General features: G+C 60.8%; 26 protein-coding genes. 22 read left to right on the plus strand and 4 right to left on the minus strand.

Features of this window, described 5'->3' with window-relative positions; translation table 11 throughout:
- Positions 1-5 precede the first annotated feature (5 nt).
- The 14 genes from bchY to QZ190_RS01845 all read left to right on the plus strand — a co-directional run bounded on the left by bchY (position 6) and on the right by QZ190_RS01845 (position 12,094).
- Entirely contained in the window at positions 6-1,559 is a 1,554-nt protein-coding gene (gene bchY / locus QZ190_RS01780) for a chlorophyllide a reductase subunit Y (protein ID WP_291912853.1), read from the plus strand.
- On the plus strand, positions 1,556-3,082 hold the full coding sequence (gene bchZ, locus QZ190_RS01785) for a chlorophyllide a reductase subunit Z (protein WP_090140173.1): 1,527 nt from the start codon (positions 1,556-1,558) through the stop codon (positions 3,080-3,082). The genes bchY and bchZ overlap by 4 nt, the downstream gene beginning before the upstream one ends.
- Positions 3,083-3,222: 140 nt before the next feature.
- Complete coding sequence (pufB, locus tag QZ190_RS01790) at positions 3,223-3,366, plus strand: light-harvesting antenna LH1, beta subunit (protein WP_019425952.1); 144 nt, start codon at positions 3,223-3,225, stop codon at positions 3,364-3,366.
- 44 nt (positions 3,367-3,410) lie between these two features.
- On the plus strand, positions 3,411-3,635 hold the full coding sequence (locus QZ190_RS01795) for a hypothetical protein (RefSeq protein ID WP_062403216.1): 225 nt from the start codon (positions 3,411-3,413) through the stop codon (positions 3,633-3,635).
- 10 nt (positions 3,636-3,645) lie between these two features.
- Entirely contained in the window at positions 3,646-3,855 is a 210-nt protein-coding gene (pufA, locus tag QZ190_RS01800) for a light-harvesting antenna LH1, alpha subunit (RefSeq protein WP_090045568.1), read from the plus strand.
- Between the two features lie 83 nt (positions 3,856-3,938).
- Entirely contained in the window at positions 3,939-4,775 is an 837-nt protein-coding gene (gene pufL / locus QZ190_RS01805) for a photosynthetic reaction center subunit L (protein ID WP_291912855.1), read from the plus strand.
- A 47-nt stretch (positions 4,776-4,822) separates the two neighbouring features.
- Complete coding sequence (pufM, locus tag QZ190_RS01810) at positions 4,823-5,800, plus strand: photosynthetic reaction center subunit M (RefSeq protein ID WP_291912857.1); 978 nt, start codon at positions 4,823-4,825, stop codon at positions 5,798-5,800.
- Positions 5,797-6,885, plus strand: coding sequence for a photosynthetic reaction center cytochrome PufC (pufC, locus tag QZ190_RS01815; protein WP_291912858.1), 1,089 nt, complete (start codon positions 5,797-5,799; stop codon positions 6,883-6,885). Before pufM ends, pufC begins: the two co-directional genes overlap by 4 nt.
- Before the next feature lie 35 nt (positions 6,886-6,920).
- On the plus strand, positions 6,921-7,799 hold the full coding sequence (locus QZ190_RS01820) for a hypothetical protein (protein WP_291912859.1): 879 nt from the start codon (positions 6,921-6,923) through the stop codon (positions 7,797-7,799).
- Positions 7,792-9,324, plus strand: a complete 1,533-nt coding sequence (crtD, locus tag QZ190_RS01825; protein ID WP_291912860.1) for a 1-hydroxycarotenoid 3,4-desaturase CrtD — start codon at positions 7,792-7,794, stop codon at positions 9,322-9,324. Before QZ190_RS01820 ends, crtD begins: the two co-directional genes overlap by 8 nt.
- Complete coding sequence (locus QZ190_RS01830; RefSeq protein WP_291912862.1) at positions 9,321-10,184, plus strand: carotenoid 1,2-hydratase; 864 nt, start codon at positions 9,321-9,323, stop codon at positions 10,182-10,184. Before crtD ends, QZ190_RS01830 begins: the two co-directional genes overlap by 4 nt.
- Positions 10,185-10,288: 104 nt before the next feature.
- A complete protein-coding gene (gene pufB / locus QZ190_RS01835; protein WP_019429105.1) occupies positions 10,289-10,441 on the plus strand; it encodes a light-harvesting antenna LH1, beta subunit in 153 nt (50 codons plus the stop codon).
- A 12-nt stretch (positions 10,442-10,453) separates the two neighbouring features.
- Positions 10,454-10,648, plus strand: coding sequence for a light-harvesting protein (locus QZ190_RS01840; RefSeq protein ID WP_291912867.1), 195 nt, complete (start codon positions 10,454-10,456; stop codon positions 10,646-10,648).
- 54 nt (positions 10,649-10,702) lie between these two features.
- A complete protein-coding gene (locus QZ190_RS01845; RefSeq protein WP_291912869.1) occupies positions 10,703-12,094 on the plus strand; it encodes a PucC family protein in 1,392 nt (463 codons plus the stop codon).
- Between the two features lie 238 nt (positions 12,095-12,332).
- Here QZ190_RS01845 and QZ190_RS01850 read toward each other — a convergent pair whose 3' ends face one another.
- The 3 genes from QZ190_RS01850 to QZ190_RS01860 all read right to left on the minus strand — a co-directional run bounded on the left by QZ190_RS01850 (position 12,333) and on the right by QZ190_RS01860 (position 13,868).
- Complete coding sequence (locus tag QZ190_RS01850) at positions 12,333-12,626, minus strand: RNA-binding protein (RefSeq protein ID WP_062403242.1); 294 nt, start codon at positions 12,624-12,626, stop codon at positions 12,333-12,335.
- 119 nt (positions 12,627-12,745) lie between these two features.
- Positions 12,746-12,997, minus strand: a complete 252-nt coding sequence (locus QZ190_RS01855; RefSeq protein WP_291912876.1) for a hypothetical protein — start codon at positions 12,995-12,997, stop codon at positions 12,746-12,748.
- 223 nt (positions 12,998-13,220) lie between these two features.
- Positions 13,221-13,868, minus strand: a complete 648-nt coding sequence (locus QZ190_RS01860; RefSeq protein WP_291912878.1) for a LysE/ArgO family amino acid transporter — start codon at positions 13,866-13,868, stop codon at positions 13,221-13,223.
- A 171-nt stretch (positions 13,869-14,039) separates the two neighbouring features.
- On the opposite strand from QZ190_RS01860, the gene QZ190_RS01865 reads away from it, so the two are divergent.
- From QZ190_RS01865 to QZ190_RS01890, 6 genes are all read left to right on the plus strand, one after another.
- Positions 14,040-15,584, plus strand: a complete 1,545-nt coding sequence (locus tag QZ190_RS01865) for a class I SAM-dependent DNA methyltransferase (protein ID WP_291912880.1) — start codon at positions 14,040-14,042, stop codon at positions 15,582-15,584.
- A gap of 100 nt (positions 15,585-15,684) precedes the next feature.
- Positions 15,685-16,383 (plus strand): hypothetical protein, encoded by a 699-nt coding sequence (locus QZ190_RS01870; RefSeq protein ID WP_291912881.1) that lies wholly within the window; start codon positions 15,685-15,687, stop codon positions 16,381-16,383.
- Positions 16,380-16,592, plus strand: coding sequence for a hypothetical protein (locus QZ190_RS01875; protein ID WP_291912882.1), 213 nt, complete (start codon positions 16,380-16,382; stop codon positions 16,590-16,592). Before QZ190_RS01870 ends, QZ190_RS01875 begins: the two co-directional genes overlap by 4 nt.
- 56 nt (positions 16,593-16,648) lie before the next feature.
- On the plus strand, positions 16,649-17,923 hold the full coding sequence (locus QZ190_RS01880) for a restriction endonuclease subunit S (RefSeq protein WP_291912884.1): 1,275 nt from the start codon (positions 16,649-16,651) through the stop codon (positions 17,921-17,923).
- Positions 17,924-17,935: 12 nt separating this feature from the next.
- The gene (locus QZ190_RS01885) at positions 17,936-18,970 is read left to right on the plus strand and encodes a restriction endonuclease (RefSeq protein ID WP_291912886.1); all 1,035 of its coding nucleotides are present in this window, start codon (positions 17,936-17,938) and stop codon (positions 18,968-18,970) included.
- Positions 18,971-18,975: 5 nt separating this feature from the next.
- Positions 18,976-22,185 carry a type I restriction endonuclease subunit R gene (locus tag QZ190_RS01890; RefSeq protein WP_291912887.1) on the plus strand — a complete coding sequence of 1,070 codons (3,210 nt, stop codon included), beginning with the start codon at positions 18,976-18,978 and terminating at the stop codon, positions 22,183-22,185.
- A 64-nt stretch (positions 22,186-22,249) separates the two neighbouring features.
- On the opposite strand, the gene QZ190_RS01895 is transcribed toward QZ190_RS01890, so the two are convergent.
- Positions 22,250-23,002: an aspartate/glutamate racemase family protein gene (locus QZ190_RS01895; protein WP_291912889.1), complete on the minus strand. Its 753-nt coding sequence runs from the start codon at positions 23,000-23,002 to the stop codon at positions 22,250-22,252.
- A 260-nt stretch (positions 23,003-23,262) separates the two neighbouring features.
- Between QZ190_RS01895 and QZ190_RS01900 the strand changes: the two genes are divergently transcribed.
- Both QZ190_RS01900 and QZ190_RS01905 read left to right on the plus strand, forming a co-directional pair.
- On the plus strand, positions 23,263-24,243 hold the full coding sequence (locus QZ190_RS01900; RefSeq protein ID WP_291912891.1) for a tripartite tricarboxylate transporter substrate binding protein: 981 nt from the start codon (positions 23,263-23,265) through the stop codon (positions 24,241-24,243).
- 115 nt (positions 24,244-24,358) lie between these two features.
- Positions 24,359-25,000, plus strand: coding sequence for a flavin reductase family protein (locus QZ190_RS01905; protein ID WP_291912893.1), 642 nt, complete (start codon positions 24,359-24,361; stop codon positions 24,998-25,000).
- The last annotated feature ends 8 nt before the right edge of the window (positions 25,001-25,008 follow it).

The raw sequence follows: 25,008 nt of genomic DNA on the forward strand, positions 1-25,008 counted from the left end.
CCACCATGTCGCGCACCATCCCGATTCACCCCAGCACCGACGCCCCCAACCCCGCAGGGCTGCAAGGCGACGGCATGGGCTGCCACGCCGGCACCGAAGCCATGGTGGCCGCCGCCAAAGAGGCGGGCAAGTCCGAGGTGCTGGACCAATACGCTCGCGACTACCCGCGCCAACCCGATGCCGGCCCGCATGACCAGCCGCAAAGCATGTGCCCGGCCTTTGGCTCGCTGCGTGTGGGCTTGCGCATGAAGCGCACCGCGACCATTTTGTCGGGTTCGGCCTGCTGCGTGTATGGCCTGACGTTCACATCGCACTTCTACGGCGCACGCCGCAGCGTGGGCTACGTGCCCTTCAACTCCGAGTCGCTGGTCACCGGCAAGCTTTTTGAAGACATCCGCGAAGCGGTGCACGCCGAGGCCGACCCGAACCAGGTCGACACCGTCATCATCATCAACCTGTGTGTGCCCACCGCCAGCGGTGTGCCGCTGCAGCTGCTGCCCAAAGAGATCAACGGCGTGCGCATCATCGGCATCGACGTGCCCGGTTTTGGGGTGCCCACGCATGCCGAAGCCAAAGACGTGCTGGCCGGGGCGATGCTGAAATACGCCCGCGAAGAAATCATGAGCGGCCCGGTGGCCGCGCCCCGCGCCGGTCGTGGCGATTTGCCCACGGTGGCCCTGCTGGGTGAAATGTTCCCAGCCGATCCGGTCATCATCGGTCAGATGCTCGCCCCCATGGGCCTGGCCGCTGGCCCGGTGGTGCCCACCCGCGAGTGGCGCGAGTTGTACGCCGCGCTCGACTGCTCGGTGGCCGCCGCCATCCACCCGTTCTACACCGCGAGCGTGCGCGAATTCAAAGCCGCCGGTCGCCCCATCGTGGGCTCGGCCCCGGTGGGCTTGGAGGGAACTCAAGACTGGTTGCAAAACATCGGCCAAGCGGCCGGCATTGCGCAGGCGCAAATCGATGTGGCGCGCAACCAGTCGCTGGCGCAAATGCGCGGGCTCTTGATGCAAAAGCCCATCTCTGGCCGCATCACCCTGAGTGGTTACGAGGGCTCCGAGTTGTTGGTGGGCCGTTTGCTGGTCGAGTGTGGTGCCGATTTGCGTTATGTGGGCTCAGCCTGCCCGGCCACCGAATGGAATGCGCAAGACATCGCTTGGTTGCAAGCCAAAGGCGTGCAGGTGCAAATGCGAGCCTCGCTCGAGCAAGACCTGAATGCCATGTACGAGTACCGGCCGCAGCTGGCCATCGGCACCACGCCTGTGGTGCAGATCGCCAAGCAAAACAGCGTGCCTGCACTGTATTTCACCAATCTGATTTCGGCCCGTCCCCTGATGGGGGTGGCAGGTGCCGGATCGCTGGTGCAGGTGGTCCAGGCGGCCATGGGCAACCAGGCCCGCTTTGACGCCATGAAGGATTTCTTTGGCGATGTGGGTGCAGGCCACGCCGCAGGCGTGTGGGAGTCGGTACCCAAAGACCGGCCCGAGTTCAAGGCCGAAACCCGCCGCCAGATCGAAAAGTTGTTGAAAAAGCGCAAAGCTGAGGAGATGGGTTCATGAACCAAGTGTCTCCACCCCCCAGCACCGTGGCCAAGCCCAAGTCGCCGCTCATCCTCGACCACGATCGCGCAGGCGGTTACTGGGGCGCGGTGTATGTGTTCACCGCCATCAAGGGTTTGCAGGTGGTGATCGACGGTCCGGTGGGCTGTGAAAACCTGCCCGTGACCTCGGTGCTGCATTACACCGATGCACTGCCCCCGCACGAGTTACCGATTGTGGTGACGGGCCTGGCCGAAGAGCAATTGGGCCGCGAAGGCACGGAAGGCGCGATGAAACGCGCCCACGCCACACTCGATCCCGAATTGCCCGCTGTGGTGGTGACGGGCTCGATCGCTGAGATGATCGGCGGCGGTGTCACGCCCGAAGGCACCAACATCGCGCGCTTTTTGCCGCGCACCATCGACGAAGACCAGTGGCAATGCGCCAACCGCGCCATGTATTGGCTCTGGAGCGAGTACGGTCTGCGCAAAGTGCCTGCACGCAAGCCTTTTGAAGACCGTCCTGTGGGCGAAAAGCCCCGCGTCAACATCATTGGTCCCTGCTACGGCACCTTCAACAGTCCGAGCGACCTGGCCGAAATTCGCCGACTGGTGCAAGGCATTGGTGCTGACGTCAACATGGTCTTCCCGTTGACCAGCCACTTGGCCGATGTGTCGCGCCTGGTCGAAGCCGACGTCAACATCTGCATGTACCGAGAGTTTGGCCGCATGCTGTGCGAGGCGCTGGAGCGCCCTTATTTGCAAGCGCCGATTGGCCTGCACAGCACCACCAACTTCTTGCGTAAATTGGGTGAGTTGCTGCACCTGGACCCCGAGCCCTTCATTGAGCGCGAAAAGCACACGACGCTCAAGCCCATGTGGGACCTGTGGCGCTCGGTCACGCAAGACTTTTTTGCCACCGCCAGTTTTGCGGTGGTGGCGGGCGAGACCTATTCGCGGGGCCTGAAAAACTTCCTCGAAAACGAAATGGGCTTGCCCTGCCGCTTCAGCGTCTCACGCACCGCAGGCAACAAGACCGACAACGCCGCTGTGCGCGAGCTGGTCAAAACGCAAACGCCACTCATCATGTTCGGCAGCTACAACGAGCGCATGTACCTGAGCGAGATCTCGGGCGGGAGCCCCATGCGTGCGGCCTTCATTCCCGCGTCCTTTCCCGGCGCCATCATCCGCCGCCACACGGGCACCCCCTTCATGGGCTACAGCGGTGCGAGCTATGTGATCCAGGAGGTTTGCAACGCGCTGTTTGATGCGCTGTTCCACATCCTGCCGCTGGGCACCGAGATGGACAAAGTCGAAGCCACGCAAGCGCGTGGCGTGGTCGCCCCCAATGCCAGCTGGCAAGACCAGGCTCAGCAGCGCCTGCGCGATGTGGTGCAAAGCCAGCCGGTGCTGGTGCAGATTTCAGCGGCCAAGCGCTTGCGCGATCAGGCCGAACAACTCTCGCAGGCCCAAGGCCACAGCGAGGTGACCGAAGCCCATGTGAACGCGGCCAGCCGCGAACTGGGTCTGGGGATCGCGGCATGAGCCACACCCCCAACAACACACCAGCCGGTGCCGCCGCGTGCGGCACGGCTTATCCGATGTCGTGGCCTTTGGCTGCGGATGCCCATCTGCGCGGGCTGTGCGCAACCCGGGTCGCAAGGCCTCGTTAACAGGAGCAAAACATGTCCACCAAGACATCAATTTCCGGACTCACCGATGAGGAAGCCCAGGAGTTCCACCACTACTGGATGCAGGGCACCGTGGGCTTCACAGCAGTTGCTGTGCTGGCACACATCCTGGTCTGGGCGTGGCGTCCCTGGTTCTGATTCAGAGCCTGATTTTTCAACCATAGATTGACGGAGTCACTGTCATGCAAAACACAACCCACCTCAATGAGGCCCATTCGCGTGCGGATGAGTCTCCCGCTTACTGGTCCATTTTCCTCATCGGATTCGGATGTCTGTTTGTGGTCGTCGTACTGGCCAAACTGGTCGGCGTTCACTGGCGGGATCTGCTGCCTGGTGCAGAAGATGCCAAGAGCATGAGTCAGGGTGTGAAAGCTGCTGTGTACACCTTCATGTCCCACATCATTTAGGAGATTCACCATGTGGAGAATTTGGCGACTTTACGACCCTTTGCGTGCCATGGTACTGCAGGGCATTTTCTTGTTTGGCCTGGCCGCGATGATTCACCTCATCTTGCTCAGCACCAACAAATTCAACTGGCTCGACGGCGCGAAAAAACCCGTAGCAGCATCGGCGCAAAACTCGCCGCTGCCGACTGCGGTGGCATCGCTCCCCGCGCCCAAGTCCTGATCCAGGACTTGTCGTTCAGTTGCCGCCATTGACTTCGTGTCAATGCGGCATCTGTTGATCCACTGAAGCAGGAGGACCCTACCATGGCCATGCTGAGTTTTGAGAAAAAGTACCGTGTTCGCGGTGGTACCCTGCTGGGTGGTGACTTGTTCGACTTTTGGGTCGGGCCGTTTTACGTCGGCTTCTTCGGCGTGACAACCTTGTTCTTTTCGTTCCTGGGTACAGCCCTCATCTTGTGGGGCGCCTCACAAGGGCCTACCTGGAACCTCTGGCAGATCAGCATCGCACCGCCTGATCTGTCGTATGGCCTGCGCTTTGCGCCCCTGATGGAAGGCGGCCTGTGGCAGCTCATCACGGTGTGTGCCATCGGCGCCTTCGGCTCATGGATGATGCGTGAGGTCGAAATCTGCCGCAAGCTGGGCATGGGCTTTCATGTGCCTGTGGCCTTTGGTGTGGCCATCTCGGCCTATGTCACTTTGGTGGTGGTGCGTCCTGTGCTCATGGGGGCTTGGGGCCACGGCTTTCCGTATGGCATCTACAGCCACCTGGACTGGGTGTCCAACGTGGGCTACCAGTACCTGCACTTTCACTACAACCCGGCGCACATGATCGCCGTGAGTTTCTTCTTCGCCAGCGTGTTTGCCTTGTCGCTGCACGGTGGTTTGATTTTGTCGTCCACCAACCCCACACCGGGCACCGTGGTCAAGACACCCGAGCACGAAGACACCTTCTTTCGCGACATCATCGGCTACTCGATTGGCACCTTGGGCATCCACCGCCTGGGTCTGTTCCTGGCGCTCGCCGCAGTGCTGTTCAGTGCCCTGTGCATTGTGCTCAGCGGCCCCTTCTGGAGCCGTGGCTGGCCCGAGTGGTGGAGCTGGTGGCTGAACATGCCGATCTGGTCCCAGTGGCCGGTCTGATTCGGACTGCACACAGCCCGAACCCCAAGAATTGAGGAGTACCGCAAATGGCCGACTATCAAAACCTGTTCACCACGGTGCAAGCCGTGGGTCCAGTCCACCACGGGGTGGAGCTTGGACACGGCAACAGCCCACGCACCGGACAACCCCTGATCAACTACTGGATCGGCAAACTGGGCAACGCCCAGCTCGGTCCCATCTACCTCGGTGGCCTGGGTCTGGCTTCGCTCGTGTTTGGCTTGATCGCCTTCACCCTGATCGGCATGAACATGCTGGCCTCGGTCAACTACGACCCGATCCAGTTCGTGCGCCAGCTGTTCTGGCTGTCGCTGGAGCCGCCGCCGCCCAGCTATGGCCTGAGCATGCCGCCACTCAACCAGGGCGGCTGGTTCCTCATCGTGGGTTTGTTCCTCACCGCATCGATCATGTTCTGGTGGGCCCGCACCTACCGCCGTGCGGTTGAGCTGGGCATGGGCACACACATCGCTTGGGCCTTTGCAGCCGCCATCTGGTTGTTCCTGGTGCTGGGCTTGTTCCGCCCCATCTTGATGGGTTCATGGGGTGAGGCTGTGCCTTATGGCATCTTCTCCCACCTGGACTGGACGGCGGCTTTCTCGCTGCGCTACGGCAACCTGTTCTACAACCCCTTCCACGCGCTGTCCATCGTGTTCCTCTATGGCTCGGCCCTGCTGTTTGCCATGCACGGCGCGACCATTCTGGCCGTGACCCGCTTTGGTGGCGAACGCGAGATCGAGCAGATCACCGACCGGGGCACGGCCTCTGAGCGTGCGGCCTTGTTCTGGCGCTGGACCATGGGCTTCAACGCCACCATGGAATCGATTCACCGCTGGGCCTGGTGGTTTGCGGTCCTGTGCCCCATCACCGGCGGCATCGGCATCTTGCTGACCGGCACCGTGGTGGACAACTGGTACCTCTGGGCCATCAAGCATGGCGTGGCGCCACCGTACCCCGAAATTTTTCCAGCGATGGTTGACCCCGCGCTGAGCACAGGAGTCAAGCCATGAACCCCATCACCACACTTCAATCCCGATGGATGGGCCGCATGGCCAAAGGCTTGGGCCTGGCACTGGTCGGCCTTGTGCTGGCCGGTTGCGAACGCCCGATTCCCGAATCGGTGCAAAGCGGCTACCGGGGCACCGGCATGGTGCAGGTCTACAACGCGCGCCTGCTCGAAGTCAAAACCGAAAAGAACCAACCGCCTGCGGTCATCCCTGCGGCAGGGTCTGATGGCCCCAAGGCCTCTCAGGTGTACAAAAACGTCAAGGTCCTGGGCGACCTGAGCGTGGGCGATTTCAACCGCCTGATGGTCTCCATGACCAGCTGGGTGGCGCCCAACGAAGGTTGCGCCTATTGCCACGCCTTGCCCAACTTTGAAGACGACAGCAAGTACACCAAGGTGGTGGCGCGACGCATGGTCGAGATGACCCAGCACATCAACGCCGACTGGCAGCCGCACGTCGCCCAGACGGGCGTGACCTGCTACACATGCCACCGTGGCGAGCCGGTGCCTAGCGCCATCTGGTTCAAGTCCAACCCGCAGCCTTATGGCTCGAACTTCATGGGCGACAAGGCCGGACAAAACGAGCCTTCGGCCGTGGTCAATTTGTCATCGCTGCCCAACGACCCGTTCACCCCGTTTTTGCTGGACAAGCAGAACATCCGTGTGAACGGCCCCACCGCGCTGCCCTCGGGCAACCGCCAGTCGATCAAGCAAGCCGAGTGGACCTATGGCCTGATGACGCACATGTCGACTTCGTTGGGCGTGAACTGCACCTATTGCCACAACACGCAGTCCTTCCAGAACTGGGAAAACAGCCCGCCACAGCGCGTGACGGCCTGGCACGGCATCCGCATGGCGCGGGACCTGAACCTGACCTTCATGGAGCCTTTGACCGAAGTCTTCCCGGCCCACCGCAAGGGCCCCATGGGTGATGTGGCCAAGCTCAATTGCGCCACGTGCCACCAAGGGGCCTACAAGCCGCTGAACGGCGCGCCCATGGCCAAGGACTTCCCTGAGTTGCTCAAACCTGCCTTGGCAGCAGCCAAGGTGGCTGCAGCCCAAACAGCACCCGCTACAGCTTCAAAGTAGTCGCGCACGGCCTTCGCCCCACACCGGACCCCGTCATGGACGCACTCCCCTCACTTCATGACCCGCTGTCCGGCGTGGTGGTGGTGTTGCTGGCCGATTTTTTGCGCCAGCACCAGGGCTGGGGCTGGTTGCGTCTGGTGGCCGGGGCCACGCCCTACAAGGACGTGCCCGGTCTGACCATGGTCAAGGTCATGGGCAGTGGCCATGGTGGCGGTTTCAGCTTGCGCCCCAGTGCCACGCACCAGGGGCTGATCTGCACCTTCAGCCACCTCGATCTGGCCCTGAAGTTTCTGGACAGTCCAGCGGTGCAGGCCTACCGCAGCCGTGCCCGCGAGTGCTGGACAGGCGTGTTGTCCGTGCAATCGGCCCGGGGCCATTGGGACAAACAAGCCTGGCAAGCGAGCAGCGCACAAGCGCTGGGCCTGTCGGGCGAGAAGGAAGAGAAGGGCGATCAGGCCGGACCAAGCTTGGGCTTGGATAGCCTGCCGCACACAGCACCCTTTGCTGTGCTCACCCGTGCCAGCATCGTGCCCACCAAGGCCATGGCTTTTTGGCGTTATGCCCCGGCCGCGCAAGCCGACCTGGGCCAAGCTCCTGGTTGCCTGCTCGCCATGGGCCTGGGCGAGGCGCCTTTGGTGCGCCAATGCACCTTCAGCCTGTGGCAGGACACGGCCGCCATGCTGCAGTACGCCCGCCAGGGCGCACACCAGGTGGCCAGTGCCGCTGCTTACAAGCACCAGTTTTTTTCCGAATCGCTGTTCGTGCGCATGCAGGTGCTGCAGATGGCCGGTGTCTGGCAAGGCCGCAGCTTCGATGCGCCCGCCAAGGCCGTTCATAGCACCGCCCCATTCGATGCAGCGCTGGCCGACAGCCGCCTGGCCGGTGTGCCCAGCCTGGAGGTCAGCCATGTCTGAGCACCGCGTCGTCATCGTCGGCGCGGGCATGGGCGGCTTGTGCAGCGCGATCCAGCTCGCGCACCAAGGGCTCGATGTCACCGTGGTTGAAGCCTCGGGCGCGCCCGGTGGCAAGGTGCACAGCCGCGAGGTGAACGGCGCCCACATCGACAGTGGCCCCACCGTGTTCACCATGCGCTGGGTCTTCGACGACTTGCTGCGCAGTGTGGGCACCAGCGTCGAGGCCGAGATGCGCATCACGCCGCTGCAGGTGCTCGCGCGCCACTTCTGGCCCGATGGCAGCCAGCTCGATTTATCGGCCGACGCACGCGAGAGCGAGGCGGCCATTGCCGCCTGGTCGGGTGGCGACGAAGCCCGGCGCTTCAGAGATTTTTGCAAGACCACACGCCAGCTCTACGCCACGCTCGAAGGTCCGATGATCCGCGCCCAGCGCCCCAGCATGGGTGGCTTCATGGGCGACTTGGGTTTCAAAGGTTTGGGTGTGTTGGCCCAACTTGGCCCCATGCGCAGCCTGTGGCAACAACTGGGCCACCAGTTTTCAGACCCGCGTTTGCGCCAGCTGTTTGCGCGCTACGCCACCTACTGCGGCTCATCGCCTTGGCAGTCGCCGGCCACGCTCATGCTGATCGCGCAGGTCGAGATGGACGGGGTATGGTCGGTTGAAGGCGGCATGGTCTGTATGGCCCAGGCACTGGCCCGTGTGGCCCGTCGCCGTGGTGCGGTGTTCCGCTACCACAGCACTTGCCAGCGCATCGAGCAGCGCCAGGGCCGTGTGTGCGGTGTGCACCTGCAGTCGGGTGAATTTTTACCGGCCGACCGCGTTATTTTTAATGGCGACGCCGCCGCTCTGCGCCAAGGCTTGCTGGGCGAGGACGTGCGCCGCGCTGTGCCAACAGACGCGCCGCCACGCTCCCTGTCGGCCTTGACCTGGTCCATGCACACCCCTGCCGATGGCGTGGCGCTGGACCGGCACAACGTGTTTTTTCAGAGCACCTACGCCAGCGAGTTCGAAGACATCTTTGAGCGCCAGCGCTTGCCCGAGCAGCCCACGGTCTATGTCTGTGCACAAGACCGACCCGCTCAGTTGTCGCACGGCCAAGCCGAGCGCCTGTTTTGTTTGGTCAACGCCCCCGCCTGCGGTGATGGCAGCGCAATCACCGAGGAGGCTTTAGAACAATGCCAAACGCACACCTTTCAGCACCTGCGCCAACTGGGCCTGCACCTGCAACCCACGGCGAGCAACAGCCTGCGCACGACGCCACAGGATTTCCATCGACGCTTTCCGGCCAGCGGGGGAGCGCTTTACGGGCAGGCGACGCACGGCTGGACCAGCATCTTCAGCCGACCTGGCTCCACCACACCCCTGCAGGGCCTGTATCTGGCGGGGGGCAGCGTGCACCCGGGGCCGGGCGTGCCGATGGCGGCTTTGTCCGGGCAGCGGGCGGCCGAGGCGCTGATGGCGAGCCTCGCTTCGACCAGCACGTTCCCGACGGGGGCTACCTGTGGTGGTATGTCGACGCCATGAGTGACGACGGCCAACACGGCATCACCCTCATTGCGTTTGTGGGCAGTGTGTTCTCGCCTTATTACGCTTGGGCGCGTGGGCGCGGCAAGGCCTCTGCAGACAACCATTGCGCTCTGAACGTGGCCATCTACAGCAAAGGCCAAGGCCGCTGGGCCATGACCGAGCGCGGCCAGCGCCACTGCGCCCGCAGCGCTCGCCAGTTCACCATCGGCCCGAGCCAATTGAGCTGGGACGGCAACTGCCTGACCATCGACATCGATGAGGTGTGTGTGCCCATTCCGCGCCGCGTGCGCGGCCGCATCAAGCTCTGGCCGCAGCAGTTGTTTGCTTACTCGACACCGCTTGATGTGAATGCGCAGCACCGCTGGGGGCCGCTGGCGCCCGCCTCGCGCATCGAGGTGGACTTGAGTGCCCCCGATCTGAAATGGCAAGGCCACGCGTATCTGGACTCCAACGAAGGCGACGAGCCGGTGGACCGGGGTTTTCACACCTGGGACTGGTCCCGTGCCCGCACACGCGACGGCAGCACCGTGGTGTTTTACGACATGCAATCGCCTGGCACCGAAGACCGCGTGCTCTCGCTGCGCTTCACGCCACAAGGCACGGTCGAGCCCATCGCCACGCCCCCGGTGCAGCGCCTGTCCAAGACCGGCTGGCGCATCGACCGGCGCATGCGCAGCACGCAGAGCGTGCGTGTGCACGAACAACTCGAAGACACGCCGTTTTACCAGCGTGCCTTGCTGCAATTTGATTACGCAGGCGAGCCCTTGCTCGCCTTTCACGAAACCCTGTCGGTGCCGCGTTTGGTGTCACCGGTGGTTCAAGCCATGCTGCCTTTTCGCATGCCAAGGCGGGCTTGAGATGAACAACCTTGAACGTGATGTCAAGGCAACCCCATTCCTGGCCGCGGTGGCCAAGAATAGCCCTCGTGCGGGCCGTGCACGTCTTCTGCAAGGAGAAAACTATGTCTAACTCAGACAAAGTCTGGCCAACGGGACTGACCGAGGCCGAATCGGAAGAGATTCACCGCAATCTCATCCAGGGTACGCAAATCTTCGGCATGATTGCCGCATTTGCGCACCTGCTGGCCTACATCTATTCACCCTGGCTCAAGTAAAGGAAAATCATCATGATCTACTCCAAAATGTGGTGTGTGGTGAAGCCTTCGGTGGGTATTCCGGTGTTCATTGCGGCTGTGGCGATTTCGTCGTTCAGCGTGCATTTGGCCCTGACAACGAACACCACCTGGGTGAAAAGCTTCCTGAACGGTGGTACCAAAGTGGTCGCTGCGGCGCCTGCTGCGGATGCTGCGGTGAAGAAGTAAAGGGTGAAAGCCCGAACGGCCAGGCGCGCAAGCGCCTGGTCTTTCTCTTGATTTATGAACACCACCAAAAATCGCAGCAACTGGGGCATGGCTTTGGCCAGTTGGGGTCCCCGGTTTCTCCCCTTTGCCGACGCCGCCAGCGATGATTTGCCGCTGTCGCGTTTGCTGCGCTTGTCGCTGTTTCAAATTTCTGTCGGCATGGCCATGGTCATGCTGGTGGGCACCCTCAACCGCGTGATGATCGTGGAGCTCAAAGTCTCCGCCACGCTGGTGTCCTTCATGGTGGCGCTGCCCCTGCTGATTGCGCCTTTGCGCGCGCTCATTGGTTTTCGCTCGGACAACCACCGCTCGCAACTGGGCTGGCGGCGAGTGCCCTACATCTGGATGGGCAGTCTGCTGCAGTTTGGCGGCTTTTCCATCATGCCGTTTGCGCTCTTGGTGCTCGCGGGTGCCGGGCAAGCCAGCCAGGCCCCGGCCTGGGTCGGCCAGCTGGGCGCAGCGGGTGCGTTTTTGTTGGTAGGCCTGGGCATGCACACCGTGCAAACCGCAGGCCTGGCCCTGGCCACCGACCTGGCCCCGCCTGAGCGCCAGCCCCAGGTGGTGGGCCTCATGTACGTCATGCAGCTGATCGGCATGATCGGCAGCGCCTTGGTGCTGGGCTATTTGCTGCACGACTACAGCCCTGGTCAACTGATTCGTGTGGTCCAGGCCGTGGCCGTGACCACGCTGGTGCTGAATGTGGTGGCGCTTTGGAAGCAAGAGCCGCGTAGCCGACTGCGCAAACCCGGCATGCCCATCGAACACACCTTCGCGCAAGCCTGGCAACTGTTTTGCCAAGGGCCCAACACCGTGCGGCGCTTGTTGGCGGTGGGCCTGGGCACCATGGCCTTCACCATGGAAGATGTTTTGCTCGAGCCCTATGGCGGCGAGATTTTGCATATGAGTGTGTCCAGCACCACCTTGCTCTCGGCCACCCTGGCGCTGGGCGGCCTGATTGGTTTTGCCTGGGCCTCGCGTGTATTGGGGCGCGGTGGCGACGCCTACCGCATGTCCGGCTGGGGAGCCTGGGTCGGTTTGCCTGCTTTTGTCTGCGTCATTGCCTCTGGCCCTCTGACCATGCCCGCCTTGTTTGTACTGGGCATTTTCTTGATTGGCTTAGGGGGTGGTTTGTTTGCACACGGCACCCTCACGGCCACCATGCAGCTGGCCCCACCGGGGCAGATCGGTCTGGCCATGGGCGCCTGGGGCGCCGTGCAGGCCACCGCTGCGGGTGTGGGCATGGCGGCAGGCGGCTTGGTGCGCGACGGTGTGGCCCTGATCAGCACCCCTGTCATGGGCTACTCGGCCGTCTATGCCATCGAGATTCTTTTGCTGGGCATGACCCTGTGGGCCATGGGACCTTTGCTGCGTTATGCGCCCGCTGCTGTACGCCCGCCCGACATCTGAGCATAATTATTCCCTACGCCTTTTCAAGATCACCCCGCAACCCAAGGACTCACCATGGAAATCAAACACATCCTCATCATCATGTTCGTGGTTTTTGGCCTGTTCATGCTGGCCAACTGGTTCAACCGTCCAAAGGGCCCACGCAAGTAAAGCGCCCCATGGCCTGGGGACTTCGAAAAAAGCCCCGACCACAAAAAAGCCGCTGTGAAGCGGCTTTTTTGTGGGCGCCTGAAACTGATCAGTTGCGTGTGTCGCGGTAACCGCTGCCGTAGCCGGTGCTCGGCTCTTTGGGCTTGGAGATGTTCACCACGATCGAGCGACCGCTGACCGACATGCCGTTCAGGCCGGTGATGGCGGCTTGGGCTTCTTCGGCGCTGGACATTTCCACAAAGGCGAAACCCTTGGAGCGACCGGTGTCGCGGTCCATCATGACTTTGGCCGACATCACGCCGCCAAATTCAGAAAAGTTTTGACGCAAGCTGGCGTCGTCGATGGTGTAAGGCAAGTTGCCCACGTAAATTTTGCTGCTCATGGTTGAGCCTTTCAGAGAGGTGGCGTGGCAGCTTCAAAACGAAGCCGACATGCAGGGAAAAGCGGATTCTTGGCAGTTGCCGAGAGGCCGCAGGGAAACGCGCCAGGGGCCGTGAGGCCTTAGCGCATTTGTTCGGGGCTGGGGCTGTTTTGCAGCCAGTTGCGTGTGGTGTCGAGCACGCGGCGCGCAGCATGTTGGGTGAAAGCACAAGCCGTGTGGTGCAGTCCGGGCGTCAGGTCCAAGCCTTGCAGAGCAGGGCGAGCCTGGCGCAAAGCCGTGGCAGCTGTTGTTCGGCCGAGGCCGGTGCAAAAAGGGTGTGTCGAGGGCGAAGCGACCGGGGAGCCCGTGCGGGTGGTAATCGGGGAAATCAAAATCAATCGAGTCGCAAACCATCCAGGGGCTTGCGCAGAGCTGTGAGAAAAATGCCGAGGCCTGCAGCTCAACAGGAGACGGTGTTCGAAGTCAATCGATGCCTATGCAGACGCCTTGTGAGCCATCTGCGTGTTGTTCATGCGGGTATGGCAGAACAATCCGCAAGTATATTTCCGAATGAAATAAAAGTCAAATTTTTTATTTCCATCAGTTTGAAAGACATCAAAGCCCGTTCACAACGTGGCGCACCAACAAGAGCGACAGCACCCACATGGTCACACCGATCAGCGCGTCCAGCACCTGCCAAGCGCGTGGCCGTGCAAACCAAGGGGCCAGCCAACGCGCCCCAAAGCCCAAGGCGCTGAACCACAGCAGGCTGGCTGCACTCGCTCCGGCCGCAAACCAGCCTTGCAGGGGCGCGGGCTGTTGTGCGCCGATGCTGCCCACCAAGAGCACCGTGTCCAGATACACATGCGGGTTGAGCAAGGTGAAGGCCGCCGCTTGCGCGAGCGCCGCCCCACGGCTCAGGCCTTGGCCAAAGCTGTTTACATCCAGCGTGTTGGCCTGGCGCGCCCGCTGCAGCGCACGCCAGCCATACACCGCCAAAAACGCCGCACCGCCCAAAGCCAGGCCACGCGCCAGCTCAGGCCTGTCGCCCAGCGCCTGCGCCATGCCGAACACCCCCGCCGTGATCAGCACCGCATCGGCGACCGCGCAAAACACCACCACGCTGCCCACATGCTCACGCCGCAAGCCCTGGCGCAAAACAAAAGCGTTTTGTGCCCCAATGGCTACGATCAGGCCCAGGCCCAAAAACAGGCCTTGGGCAAAGACAGGGCCTACGGCCGACAAGGTGTCATTCCAATTCATGGGGCGTGAGCTTGCCAGATCCCTTGGCACTTTTGCCCATAGGCACCATCCATGACAAAAAATAGCCGCACCCACGCCAAGCCCGCCCCCGATTCAGTCAAAAATAGACAAATTCCAAAAACCGATTGGCTGCAGCCCCGTGGGCTGCCTGATGGCCCCCAACAAACACTCATGCTCGACGACATCAAAAAGACCCTCTGGGCATCGGCCGACAAACTGCGCGCCAACATGGACGCCGCCGAATACAAGCACTTGGTGCTCGGCCTCATCTTCGTCAAATACATCTCCGACGCCTTTGTGGCCCGCCAGGCCGAGCTGACGCTGCGTCTGCGCGACCCGGCTGACGAGATGTTTTATGGCGATGCGGCTGATGAAGACATCGCCGCCGAGCTGGAAGATCGCGACTACTACACCAGCGAAAACGTGTTTTGGGTGCCCGAGGGTGCCCGCTGGGACGCATTGCGTGCAGCCGCACCCCAGCCCGACATTGGCAAGCGCATCGACGACGCCTTGACCCTGATCGAAGCCGACAACCCCCGACTCAAAGGCATTCTGGACAAACGCTTTGCCCGCGCCCAATTGCCCGACGGCAAGCTGGGCGAGCTGGTCAACCTGATTTCACGCGTTGGCTTTGGTGACGATCCTTCCAAAGCCCGCGACATTTTGGGGCAGGTGTACGAGTATTTTCTGGGCATGTTCGCCAGCGCCGAAGGTAAGCGGGGCGGGCAGTTCTACACGCCCGCCAGCATCGTCAAAACTTTGGTGGCCGTGCTCTCGCCCAGCAAAGGTTTGCTGTACGACTGCTGCTGCGGTTCGGGCGGCATGTACGTGCAGTCCGAGCGCTTCATTGAAGACCATGGCGGCCAGCCGGGCGATGTGTCTATTTACGGCCAAGAAGCCAACCCCACCACCTGGCGCTTGGCGGCCATGAACCTCGTCATTCGGGGCATGGACTACAACCTGGGCAAAGAAGCGGCCGACACCTTCACCCGCAACCAACACCCCGACCTGCGGGCCGACTTCAGCTTGGCCAACCCGCCCTTCAACATCAGCGACTGGTGGCACGCCAGCCTGGAGGGTGACGCCCGCTGGGTGTACGGCACACCACCTCAAGGCAACGCCAACTACGCCTGGTTGCAACACATCCTGTACCACCTCAAGCCCACCGGCCGCGCCGGTGTGGTGTTGGCCAACGGCAGCATGAGTTCCAGCCAAAACAGCGAAGGCCAGATCCGCGCCGCCATGGTCGATGCCGACGTGGTGGAAGTCATGATCGCCTTGCCCGGCCAACTGTTCTTCAACACGCAAATCCCCGCGTGCTTGTGGTTCCTAGCCAAACAGAAAAAGCGCAAAGGCGAAGTGCTGTTCATCGACGCCCGCAAGCTGGGCAGCATGATCAGCCGCGTGCAAAGCGAGCTGACCGACGAAGTCATCGAGCGCATCGGCCAAACCGTGGCCGCGTGGCGCACCGGCAGCGCCGACTACCAGGACATTGCAGGCTTTTGCCGCAGCGTGCCCCTGGCCGAAATCGCCCAACACGGTCATGTGCTCACCCCTGGCCGCTATGTGGGGGCCGAAGAAGTGGAAGACGACGACGAGGCCTTTGCCGACAAGATGCAAACGCTCACCGCCAAGCTGGGCGAGCAAATGGCCAAAGGCGCAGAGCTGGACGCGTTGATCCGCCAGAAGCTGGGGGGGCTGGGGTATGCGTTTTGAACCCACAAAAAAAGAAACCTCGGCTCCAGTCACCGCCGCAAAGAGCGGGAGAGGGAGTTCCGAGGCTTACCGCTTAATTTTACGATAAATCAAACGCGACATGCCTCACTCCTTTATCCAGCAAGTCGAAACGCATATTTCTTCCGAGCGATTGCTGGCCTATGCCATGCGCCATGGCGAACACATCGACCCCAAGATCACATTGGCACGCTACATGCTCAACATGGCCTTGTGCGAGAGCCTCTACCCTGCATTGCAAAACTGTGAAATCGCATTGCGCAATGCCATTCATCATCATTTGACCCGGTTGATGGGACGAGAAGACTGGTATGAAGCACCCTCTTTTGGTCTCACGATGTGGGCGCAAGATGAGGTGAGAAAAGTCAAAATCAAAATTCAAAAAATGAACAAGCCCCTCACTGCCGGGCGCGTGGTATCCGAGTTGCAATTCGGATTTTGGACAAGCCTTTTTGAGGCGCACTACGAACAGCACACGCCGTTTTTGCCCAGGGGAATCAAGGCTGTTTTTCCGCACTTACCCAAAAGCATGCACAAACGCAAAGATCGCAAAAACGACCTGGAGCAAGTTCGGGGTTTGCGCAACCGCGTCTTTCACCACGAGCGCATCGTGCATTGGCGTGACTTGGACGCCCAACACCAATTGATTCTCAACGTCATCGGGTGGATCAGCCCTGAACTGCAAAGAGTGACTGCCGCGATGGATCGTTTTCAATCTGTGAGGGCCGCAGGCCTGACCCCCTTTCTAAGCCGTGAAGTGTGGGAGCCTAAAACACCATGACCCAAAGACAAGACAAGCACACCAACGTGCTGATCGTCGATCAGCCCTTTGATGCCGATGGCAACGAAACCCCCTTTGGCCAGCGCTGGGGCGGGGAACGCTTCACCCTCACCCCCGAACACTTGGCCGCCTTGCAAGCGGGCAAGACCATTGCGCTGGATGTGATGAATGAATATGTGGTGTTTTTGAAGTTGGGGGATGGGGTATGAGTACAGAGTGGCCGACAGTGCGGTTAGGGCATCATGTTGATGCTTGCCTTGGCAAGATGCTTGACGCCAAAAAGAACAAGGGCACGCCACTGCCCTATTTGGGCAACAGCAATGTTCGATGGGGGCAGTTTGATCTGAACGACTTGGCTGAAATGCGATTCGAGCCCCATGAAGAAGAGCGTTACAGCCTGAAGCCGGGTGACTTGGTTGTCTGCGAAGGTGGTGAGCCAGGGCGATGCGCTATTTGGACAGGCCCAGCTGGAATGAAGGTGCAAAAAGCGTTGCATCGTATACGGCCCAAGGACACGCTGGATAACTACTACCTGTTTTATTGGTTCCAGCTGTCTGCAAAAGCCGGATTGCTGGAGCCTCATTTCACTGGCACAACGATCAAGCATCTGACGGGTAAAGCGATTGCTGCTTTGGAAGTTCCATTACCTCCAATCGAGGTTCAGCGCGCCATGGTGGATGTGCTTAAGCAGCTCGACGACCGCATCACCCTCCTGCGCGAAACCAACGCCACCCTCGAAGCCATCGCCCAAGCCCTGTTCAAGTCCTGGTTCGTTGACTTCGACCCCGTCCACGCCAAAATGCAAGGCCGCGCCCCCGAAGGCATGGATGAAGCCACCGCCGCCCTGTTCCCTGAGAGCTTTGAAGAGTCGGAATTGGAGCCTGTGCCGAAGGGGTGGAAACTCGTCCCATTTGGTCAATTGCTGCGCCACACAATTGGCGGCGATTGGGGCAGTGATGTGGCTGATGAGATGAATGACACCCGTGTTGCCATCATTCGCGGAACAGACATACCAGATTTGCAGACCAACGCGAACAGCCGAGTGCCTGTTCGTTACACCTCACAGAAAAAGTTGTCGGGTCGAAAACTGGAAGACGGTGACCTTTTGCTGGAAGTTTCGGGTGGCAGCAAAGACCAACCGACGGGCCGCTCTTTGTACCTTTCCGATGCTTTGTTGAGCCAGTTCGATTGCCCTGTTGAACCCGCTAGTTTCTGCCGTTTATTGCGCCCTGTGGACAAAGAGGTAGGCATGCTGCTCGCACAACACCTGTCCTACATCTACGCGCAAGGAAAGACATGGGAATACCAAAACCAAAGCACGGGGATTGCCAATTTCCAGACAACGCATTTCCTAGAAACTGAATTGGTGGCATGTCCGCCTGACGATGTTTTGAAGGCATTTTCGGAGACGGTCCAACCATTGATCGCTCGCGCGCATCTGACGCAAATTCAAGAGTTGGCGTCACTTCGCGACACCCTTCTCCCCCGCCTGATCTCCGGTCAACTCAGCCTGGCTGAAGCCGCAACAGAAACAATTTAACAAGGACACACTATGGCACTTTGGCTTGTACGCGCTGGTAAATACGGTGAACATGAACCGCGTTTTTTTGAAGACAACCGCATTTACCTGACTTGGGGCGGTTTGGAATCAACGGGTCTTTCGAGCGCTGCCACTTATGAGGACATCAAAGCACTAATGCAGCGTTCTTTTCCAGCTGAACCGACCCGACGTCTTGGCAACTGGACGGGGCAAATTTGGGCATTCACCTTGGGCATGAAGCCGGGGGACTATGTGGTGGTTCCACGCAAATCGACCGGGACGGTGGCCGTCGGAGAAGTGAAATCTGCTTACGACTTCAATCCAGATGCTGAAGGCAAGTACGGTCATTATCGAGAGGTCCGATGGATCAATACAGATCTGCCGCGTAGCGCTTTTGATCAGGATTTATTGTTCTCGTTGGGCGCGATCATGACCATTTGCGAAATCAAGCGCAACGATGCCGAGAAGCGTGTCAAAGCTTTGGCAAATGGGCAAACACAAAACGTTCGCCTCACGGATATCGTCGCCGCAGCACTGCCTGACGTTTTTGATGAAGATGAGGCCGAAATTGATCTTGAACAACTTTCTCGGGACGCCATTGCAAAACTGATCATTCAGAAATTCAAAGGTCACGGGATGGCTCGCCTCGTGGATGCTGTCTTGAAAGCACAAGGCTTCACGACGTACTTGAGCCCTGAGGGGCCAGACAAAGGCATCGACATTCTTGCGGCTGGCGGGCCATTTGGATTTGACCACCCCAGAATTTGCGTTCAGGTGAAGTCGGGTAACACCCCTGCTGACCGCCCAGAGTTCACACAACTGATTGGAGCGATGCAAAGCGTCAATGCCGATCAGGGGCTGTTTGTCTCATGGTCTGGCTTCAAGCCAACCGTTTTGAAAGAAGTTCCCGTGAAGTTCTTCAAGGTCAGACTTTGGAACCAAGAAGACTTGATTGCCCAGCTACTGGCCAACTACAGCAAGCTTGATGAAGACATTCGCCTAGAACTGCCACTTAAACAGATCTGGACCCTGTCGAACGCCGATTGACACACATGACCGAAGACCAACTCGAACAAGAAGCCCTCGGCTGGCTGGCCTCTGTAGGTTACACACCGCTCAACGCCCGCGACCCAGATCTGGACCAGCGCTTGGTGCGGGCCAGCAGTCGGGATGTGGTGTTGGTGCCTTGTTTGCGTGCAGCCATTGACCGGCTCAACCCGGCCGTGCCCGCCGCCGCCCGCGAGGATGCTTTTCGGCAAGTGCTCGACATGGGGCAGCCTGCTTTGTTGTCGGGCAACCGGGCGTTTCACCGGGTTTTGGTCACGGGCGTGCATGTGCAGTACCAAAAGGATGGCGAGACACGAGGTGACTTTGTACGCCTGGTGGATTGGCAAGACGCAAGCCGCAACGAGTGGCTGGCGGTGCAGCAGTTCAGCATCAAGGGGCCGCGCCACACGCGCAGGCCCGACATCATTTTGTTTGTCAATGGTTTGCCGCTGGTGCTCATTGAGCTCAAGAACCCGGCCGACCTGAATGCCGACATCTGGAAGGCGTTTGACCAGATTCAGACCTACAAAGAGCAGATTGCCGATGTCTTCACCTACAACGGTTTGTTGGTGATTGCCGATGGCATCGAGGCCCGCATGGGCTCGCTGTCGGCCACGGCCGAGCGCTTCATGCAGTGGCGCACGATCGATGGCGTGGCGCTGGACCCGCTGGGCAAGTTCCAGGAGCTGGAGACTTTGGTGCGCGGCATTTTGTCGCCCGCCAATTTGCTGGATTACCTGCGCTTTTTTGTGCTGTTCGAGGACGACGGCAAGTTGGTCAAAAAGGTGGCGGGCTACCACCAGTTTCATGCCGTGCGTGCAGCGGTGGAGCAAGTGGTGCACGCGGCCAGCACGCTCGATGAAATCTGGCGAGGCAAAGGTGGCGTGGTGTGGCACACGCAGGGCAGCGGCAAGAGCATCACCATGACCTGCTTTGCCGCCCGCGTGATGCAAGAGCCCCGGCTGGAAAACCCGACCATCGTGGTCATCACCGACCGCAACGATCTGGACGGCCAGCTGATGGGCGTGTTCAGCCTGAGCCAGGATTTGCTGCGCGAGCAGCCCCAGCAAGCCCGCACGCGCCAGGAGCTGCGCGAGCTGCTGGCCAACCGGCCGTCTGGCGGCATCATCTTCGCCACCATTCAGAAGTTCATGCCGGGTGAGGACGAAGACATTTTCCCGATGCTCAGCGCACGGCGCAACATTGTGGTGATCGTGGACGAGGCGCATCGCACGCAGTATGGGTTTGAGGCCAAGCTCAAGCTGCACAAACCCAAACCAGGGGCGAGCCCCGCACAAGCCCTCAGCACAGGCGATGGCCCCAGCGTGGCCAGCACCGCCGACTTTGCGCCGCCCGAGTACGTGGTCAACCAAATCGCCAAGTACCAAGTCGGCTACGCCCAACACCTGCGCGATGCGCTGCCCAATGCCACCTTTGTGGCCTTCACCGGCACACCCGTCAGCAGCACCGACCGCGACACGCGGGCCGTGTTTGGCGACTACATCCATGTGTACGACATGCAGCAGGCGCAAGAAGACGGCGCGACGGTGGCCATTTATTACGAGAGCCGCCTGGCCAAGCTGAGCCTGAACGAGGCCGACATCACGCACCTGGACGACGAGGTGGACGAGCTGGCCGAGGACGAGGAAGAGAGCACACAAGCCAAGCTCAAGAGCCAGTGGGCCGCTTTGGAAAAAGTGGTGGGGGCCGAGCCGCGCATTGCCAGCGTGGCGGCCGACCTGGTGGCGCACTTTGAAGAGCGCAACAACGCGCAAGACGGCAAGGCCATGGTGGTGGCCATGAGCCGCGAGATTTGCGCGCACCTCTACAACGAGATCGTCAAGCTGCGCCCCGACTGGCACCACGACGACCCGGAGCAGGGCGCGATCAAGATCGTGATGACCGGCAGCGCAAGTGACAAGCCTTTGCTGCGCCCGCACATTCACAGCGGTCTGGTCAAAAAGCGTTTGGAAAAGCGTTTCAAAGACCCACAAGACCCGCTCAAGCTGGTGATCGTGCGCGACATGTGGCTCACCGGTTTTGATGCGCCTTGTGTGCACACGCTTTACGTGGACAAGCCCATGAAGGGCCACAACCTGATGCAGGCGATTGCCCGGGTGAACCGCGTGTTCAAGGACAAGCAGGGCGGCTTGGTGGTGGATTACATCGGCATTGGTGAAGACCTCAAAGCCGCCATGAAGGAATACACGGCCAGCAAAGGCCGAGGCAAACCCACGGTGGACGCCCGCGAGGCGCTGGCCGTGATGCTGGAAAAGCTCGACGTGCTGCAGGCTATGCTGCACGGCTTTGACTATTCAGACTTTTTAACGGGCGGGCACCGTGTGCTGGCGGGTGCGGCCAACCATGTGCTGGGCCTCAAGTCAGACAAAGAGCGCGACGGCAAAAAGCGTTTTGCCGACCACGCGCTGGCCATGAGCCACGCCTTTAGCCTGTGCTGCACTTTGCCCGAGGCCAAGGCGCACCGTGACGAAGTGGCTTTCATGCAGGCGGTCAAGGTGATCCTGACCAAGCGCGATGCGAGCGCGCAGCGCAAGACCGACGAGGAGCGCGAGCTGGCGATTCGCCAGATCATCAACTCGGCCGTGGTGTCGGGCGAGGTGGTGGACATCTTCCAGTCGGTGGGCCTGGACAAGCCCAACATCGGCCTGCTGGACGAGGCGTTTTTGGCGCAGGTGCAAAACCTGCCCGAGAAGAATCTGGCGGTAGAGCTGCTGGAGCGGCTGCTGCAGGGCGAGATCAAAAGCCGATTTGCGAGCAACGTGGTGCAAGACCGCAAGTTCAGCGACATGCTGGCCGACGTGATTCGCCGCAACCAGAACCGCAGCATCGAAACCGCCCAGGTCATGGAGGAGCTGATCGCCATGGCCCGCAAGTTCCGCGAAGCGGCCAACCGGGGCGAGCAGCTGGGCCTGCACGAAGACGAGGTGAAGTTCTACGACGCGCTGGCCAACAACGAGTCGGCCGTGCGTTTGCTGCAAGACGAGATCCTGAAAAAGATCGCCCAGGAGCTGACCGCCAGTTTGCGGGCCAACCTCAAAACCGATTGGTCAGAACGCGAAAGCGTGCGGGCGCAGCTGCGATTGATGGTCAAGCGGATTTTGCGCAAATACAAATACCCGCCCGACCAGGCCGACGCGGCGGTGGAGCTGGTGTTGGAGCAGGCGCAGAGTTTGGGTGAGGAGTGGGGCAGTTGATGCGAAACGACTGCTGGGCGTTGTTTGTGCCCATCGCCTCAATCCATGTTTCAAATGTTCATCCTTAACTTCTGGTTGAGATGTCCCCGAACGCATCGGGGATGCACTGCCATTGCACATAAAAACCATCGTGGCTTGTCGGCGCAGCGGGGGCCTGTTGTTGCAGCAAGACCTCCCAGCCTGCCTGGGCGCTGTCGATCAAGGGCAGGTCGCAGTGGGCTTGCAGCAGCCGGGCGTAACCGGCCAAACCTGCACCGCCCAAGATGATGCTGGCCACACCGTGCTGCGCTGCGTTTTGGCAAGCTTGGCTGAGACATTGAATGGCCATCTCTGGGTCGGCTTGCAGCGCCGCCCCGGTGGGGGCCACGGTTTCGATGTGCCGCAGCTGTTCGCCATAACCCAGACCCTTGGCCAGGCGCTGCAGCATGGGCTTCCAGCGCTCGCCCCCGGTCACGATGGCAAAAGGCCCCAGCGCAGCGGCCTGGATGAATGAGGCCTCGGCCAGACCCGTCACCGGGCAGCCACTGACTTCGCGCAGTGCGAACAAACCCGGGTCGCCAAAGCAGCCAATCAGCACGCCGTCCAGCGGCTGCTCTGGCGTGCCCCGGTGCGTGGTCCACACATCCAGACACGCATGGGCCGCCACCGCATGGCTGGCTTCGCAGGCGATGTAGGGGGCGCCAAATTGGGCGGTCTGCACAACCAGCTGCACACCCGGCGGCACTTGGGGCTGCAAGACTTCCTGCAGTCGCTGTGTGGTCATCGGGTTGGTGTTGGGGTTGATCAGCAAATAGCGGCGCTGTGAGGTGGTGTCCATACGGGAGCTTCCTTTTTGGGGTGCGTGTGCCATCCGCCCCAAACCTGTGCACCCGCCCAACTCAAAACGGTGCGGCCTTGGGCAGGTCAGCCCCGTTTTGGTGTGGCCAAAAGGCCGGGCCAGTGCAAGGCCAAAGGGCCTTGTGCGTGTACCACTCCTGAAAGCATCCATCGTGCCGGGTTGGCACACCTCCTGCATAGAGACACCGCTGGCCGGTGGTCAAGCCCTTTTTTCAACCTTGATTTGCTCTAGGAGTCCCCATGAAACGTCGTGATTTATTGGCTGCGGGTGCCGCCACATTGGCTGCCCCGTGGGTCCACGCCCAGTCTTCTGCCTGGCCCAGCAAAGGCCCGATCCGTTTGATCTGCCAATACCCACCCGGTGGCCTGGTGGACACCGTGGCGCGCATGATGGCGCCGCACCTCTCAAGCGCCTTGTCGCAAACCGTGGTGGTGGACAACCGCGCAGGGGCTGGCGGTTTGATCGGCACCGAATTCGCGTCGCGCCAGGCCGCCGATGGCTACACCCTCTTGGTCAGCCACGCTTCGGTTCACATTTATGCCACGGCCACACGCCGCACCATGCCCTTTGATCCGGTCAACGACTTCACCCACATGGGCATGCTGGTCGAAGCGCCCATGCTGCTGCTGGTGCGGGCCCAGTCGCCTTACCAAACGTTGGCCCAGTATGTGAACGCCGCCAAAACCAAACCCGTGCGCTTTGGCACTTCGGGCATTGGCTCGGCCAACCACCTGTATGGCGAGCTGCTCAAAATCGAAGGCCAGGCCAACGAGCACGACCATGTGCCCTACCAAGGCAGCGCCCCGGCCATGCAAGACCTGCTGGGTGGCCAGATCGACAGCGTGTTTGACCCCGTCACCACCAACGTCAACCAGCTCAAGGCCGGCTCGCTGCGCGCCTTGGCCGTGTCCACACCCACACGCATGGCGGCTTTCCCCAACATCCCCACCTTTGCCGAGTTGGGCTATGGCTCGCTGACAGGCTCACAGTGGTTGGGTCTGTCTGCGCCCAAGAACTTACCCGCCCCGATTGCGCAGCGACTGACCGCGCTCATCCCTGAAATCTTGGCCAAGCCCGATGTGGTGGCGCGGCTCGAAGAGGTGCAAACCTTGGCCCGCAAGACCCCTGTGGTGGGCGACGATTTCGTCAAGCTCATCCAGTCACAAATCACCACCTGGAGCGCGGTGGCCAAACGCGCCAAGGTCGAAGTGATCGCCTGAGCGCCAGCCAAGGCTTTCACGCCACCCACCGGCGGCGGCATCCAGCGAGGGCTAGACTGGATGCTGCCGTTTTTTTTTGTAACGTCCCTCAACCCCCACCGTGTGGAACCCCTTCATGACCGAAGTCGACTTTGACCAGATCAGCAGCTACCAGCGCTACAAGCTCATGGCCAGCCTGATCGTGCCCCGGCCCATCGCCCTGGTGACCACGCTCGGCGCCAATGGTGTGATCAATGCCGCGCCGTTTTCGATGTTCAACATGATTGGCGAAGACCCGCCCATTTTGATGATCAGCATCAACCGCCTGCAAGACGGCCGCCTCAAAGACACGGCTGCCAACATCTTGCACAACGGCCAGTTTGTGGTGCACATGTCCGACGAGCCCATGGCGCAAAAAATGCACAACTGTGGCGAGTCCATGCCTTCTGACGTGAGCGAGTTGACCGCCGTGGGCCTGACGCCCGTGCCCTCGCACACCGTGGCCCCCCCGCGCATCCAGGAAGCGCCCATTGCGTTTGAGTGTGTGCTGCACGAAAAGCTCGAAACCCCCAGCCGCTACGTTTTCATCGGCCGCATCCAGTGGCTGGCCGCCCGTGATGGCCTGATCGACACCGAAGCCTGGCGTGTCAACCTGCGCGACTACAAGCCAGTGGCCCGCTTTGGCGCGAGTTTTTACACCCGCACCGAAGACCGCTTTTCACTGTCGGACAAGCCGGGCGAAGCGCCAGCGGTGAATACGGCGATTGATCAGATGTGAAGCAAGAT

This window comes from Limnohabitans sp., assembly GCF_017848645.1.
In the GTDB taxonomy this organism is placed as follows: Bacteria; Pseudomonadota; Gammaproteobacteria; order Burkholderiales; family Burkholderiaceae_C; genus Limnohabitans_A.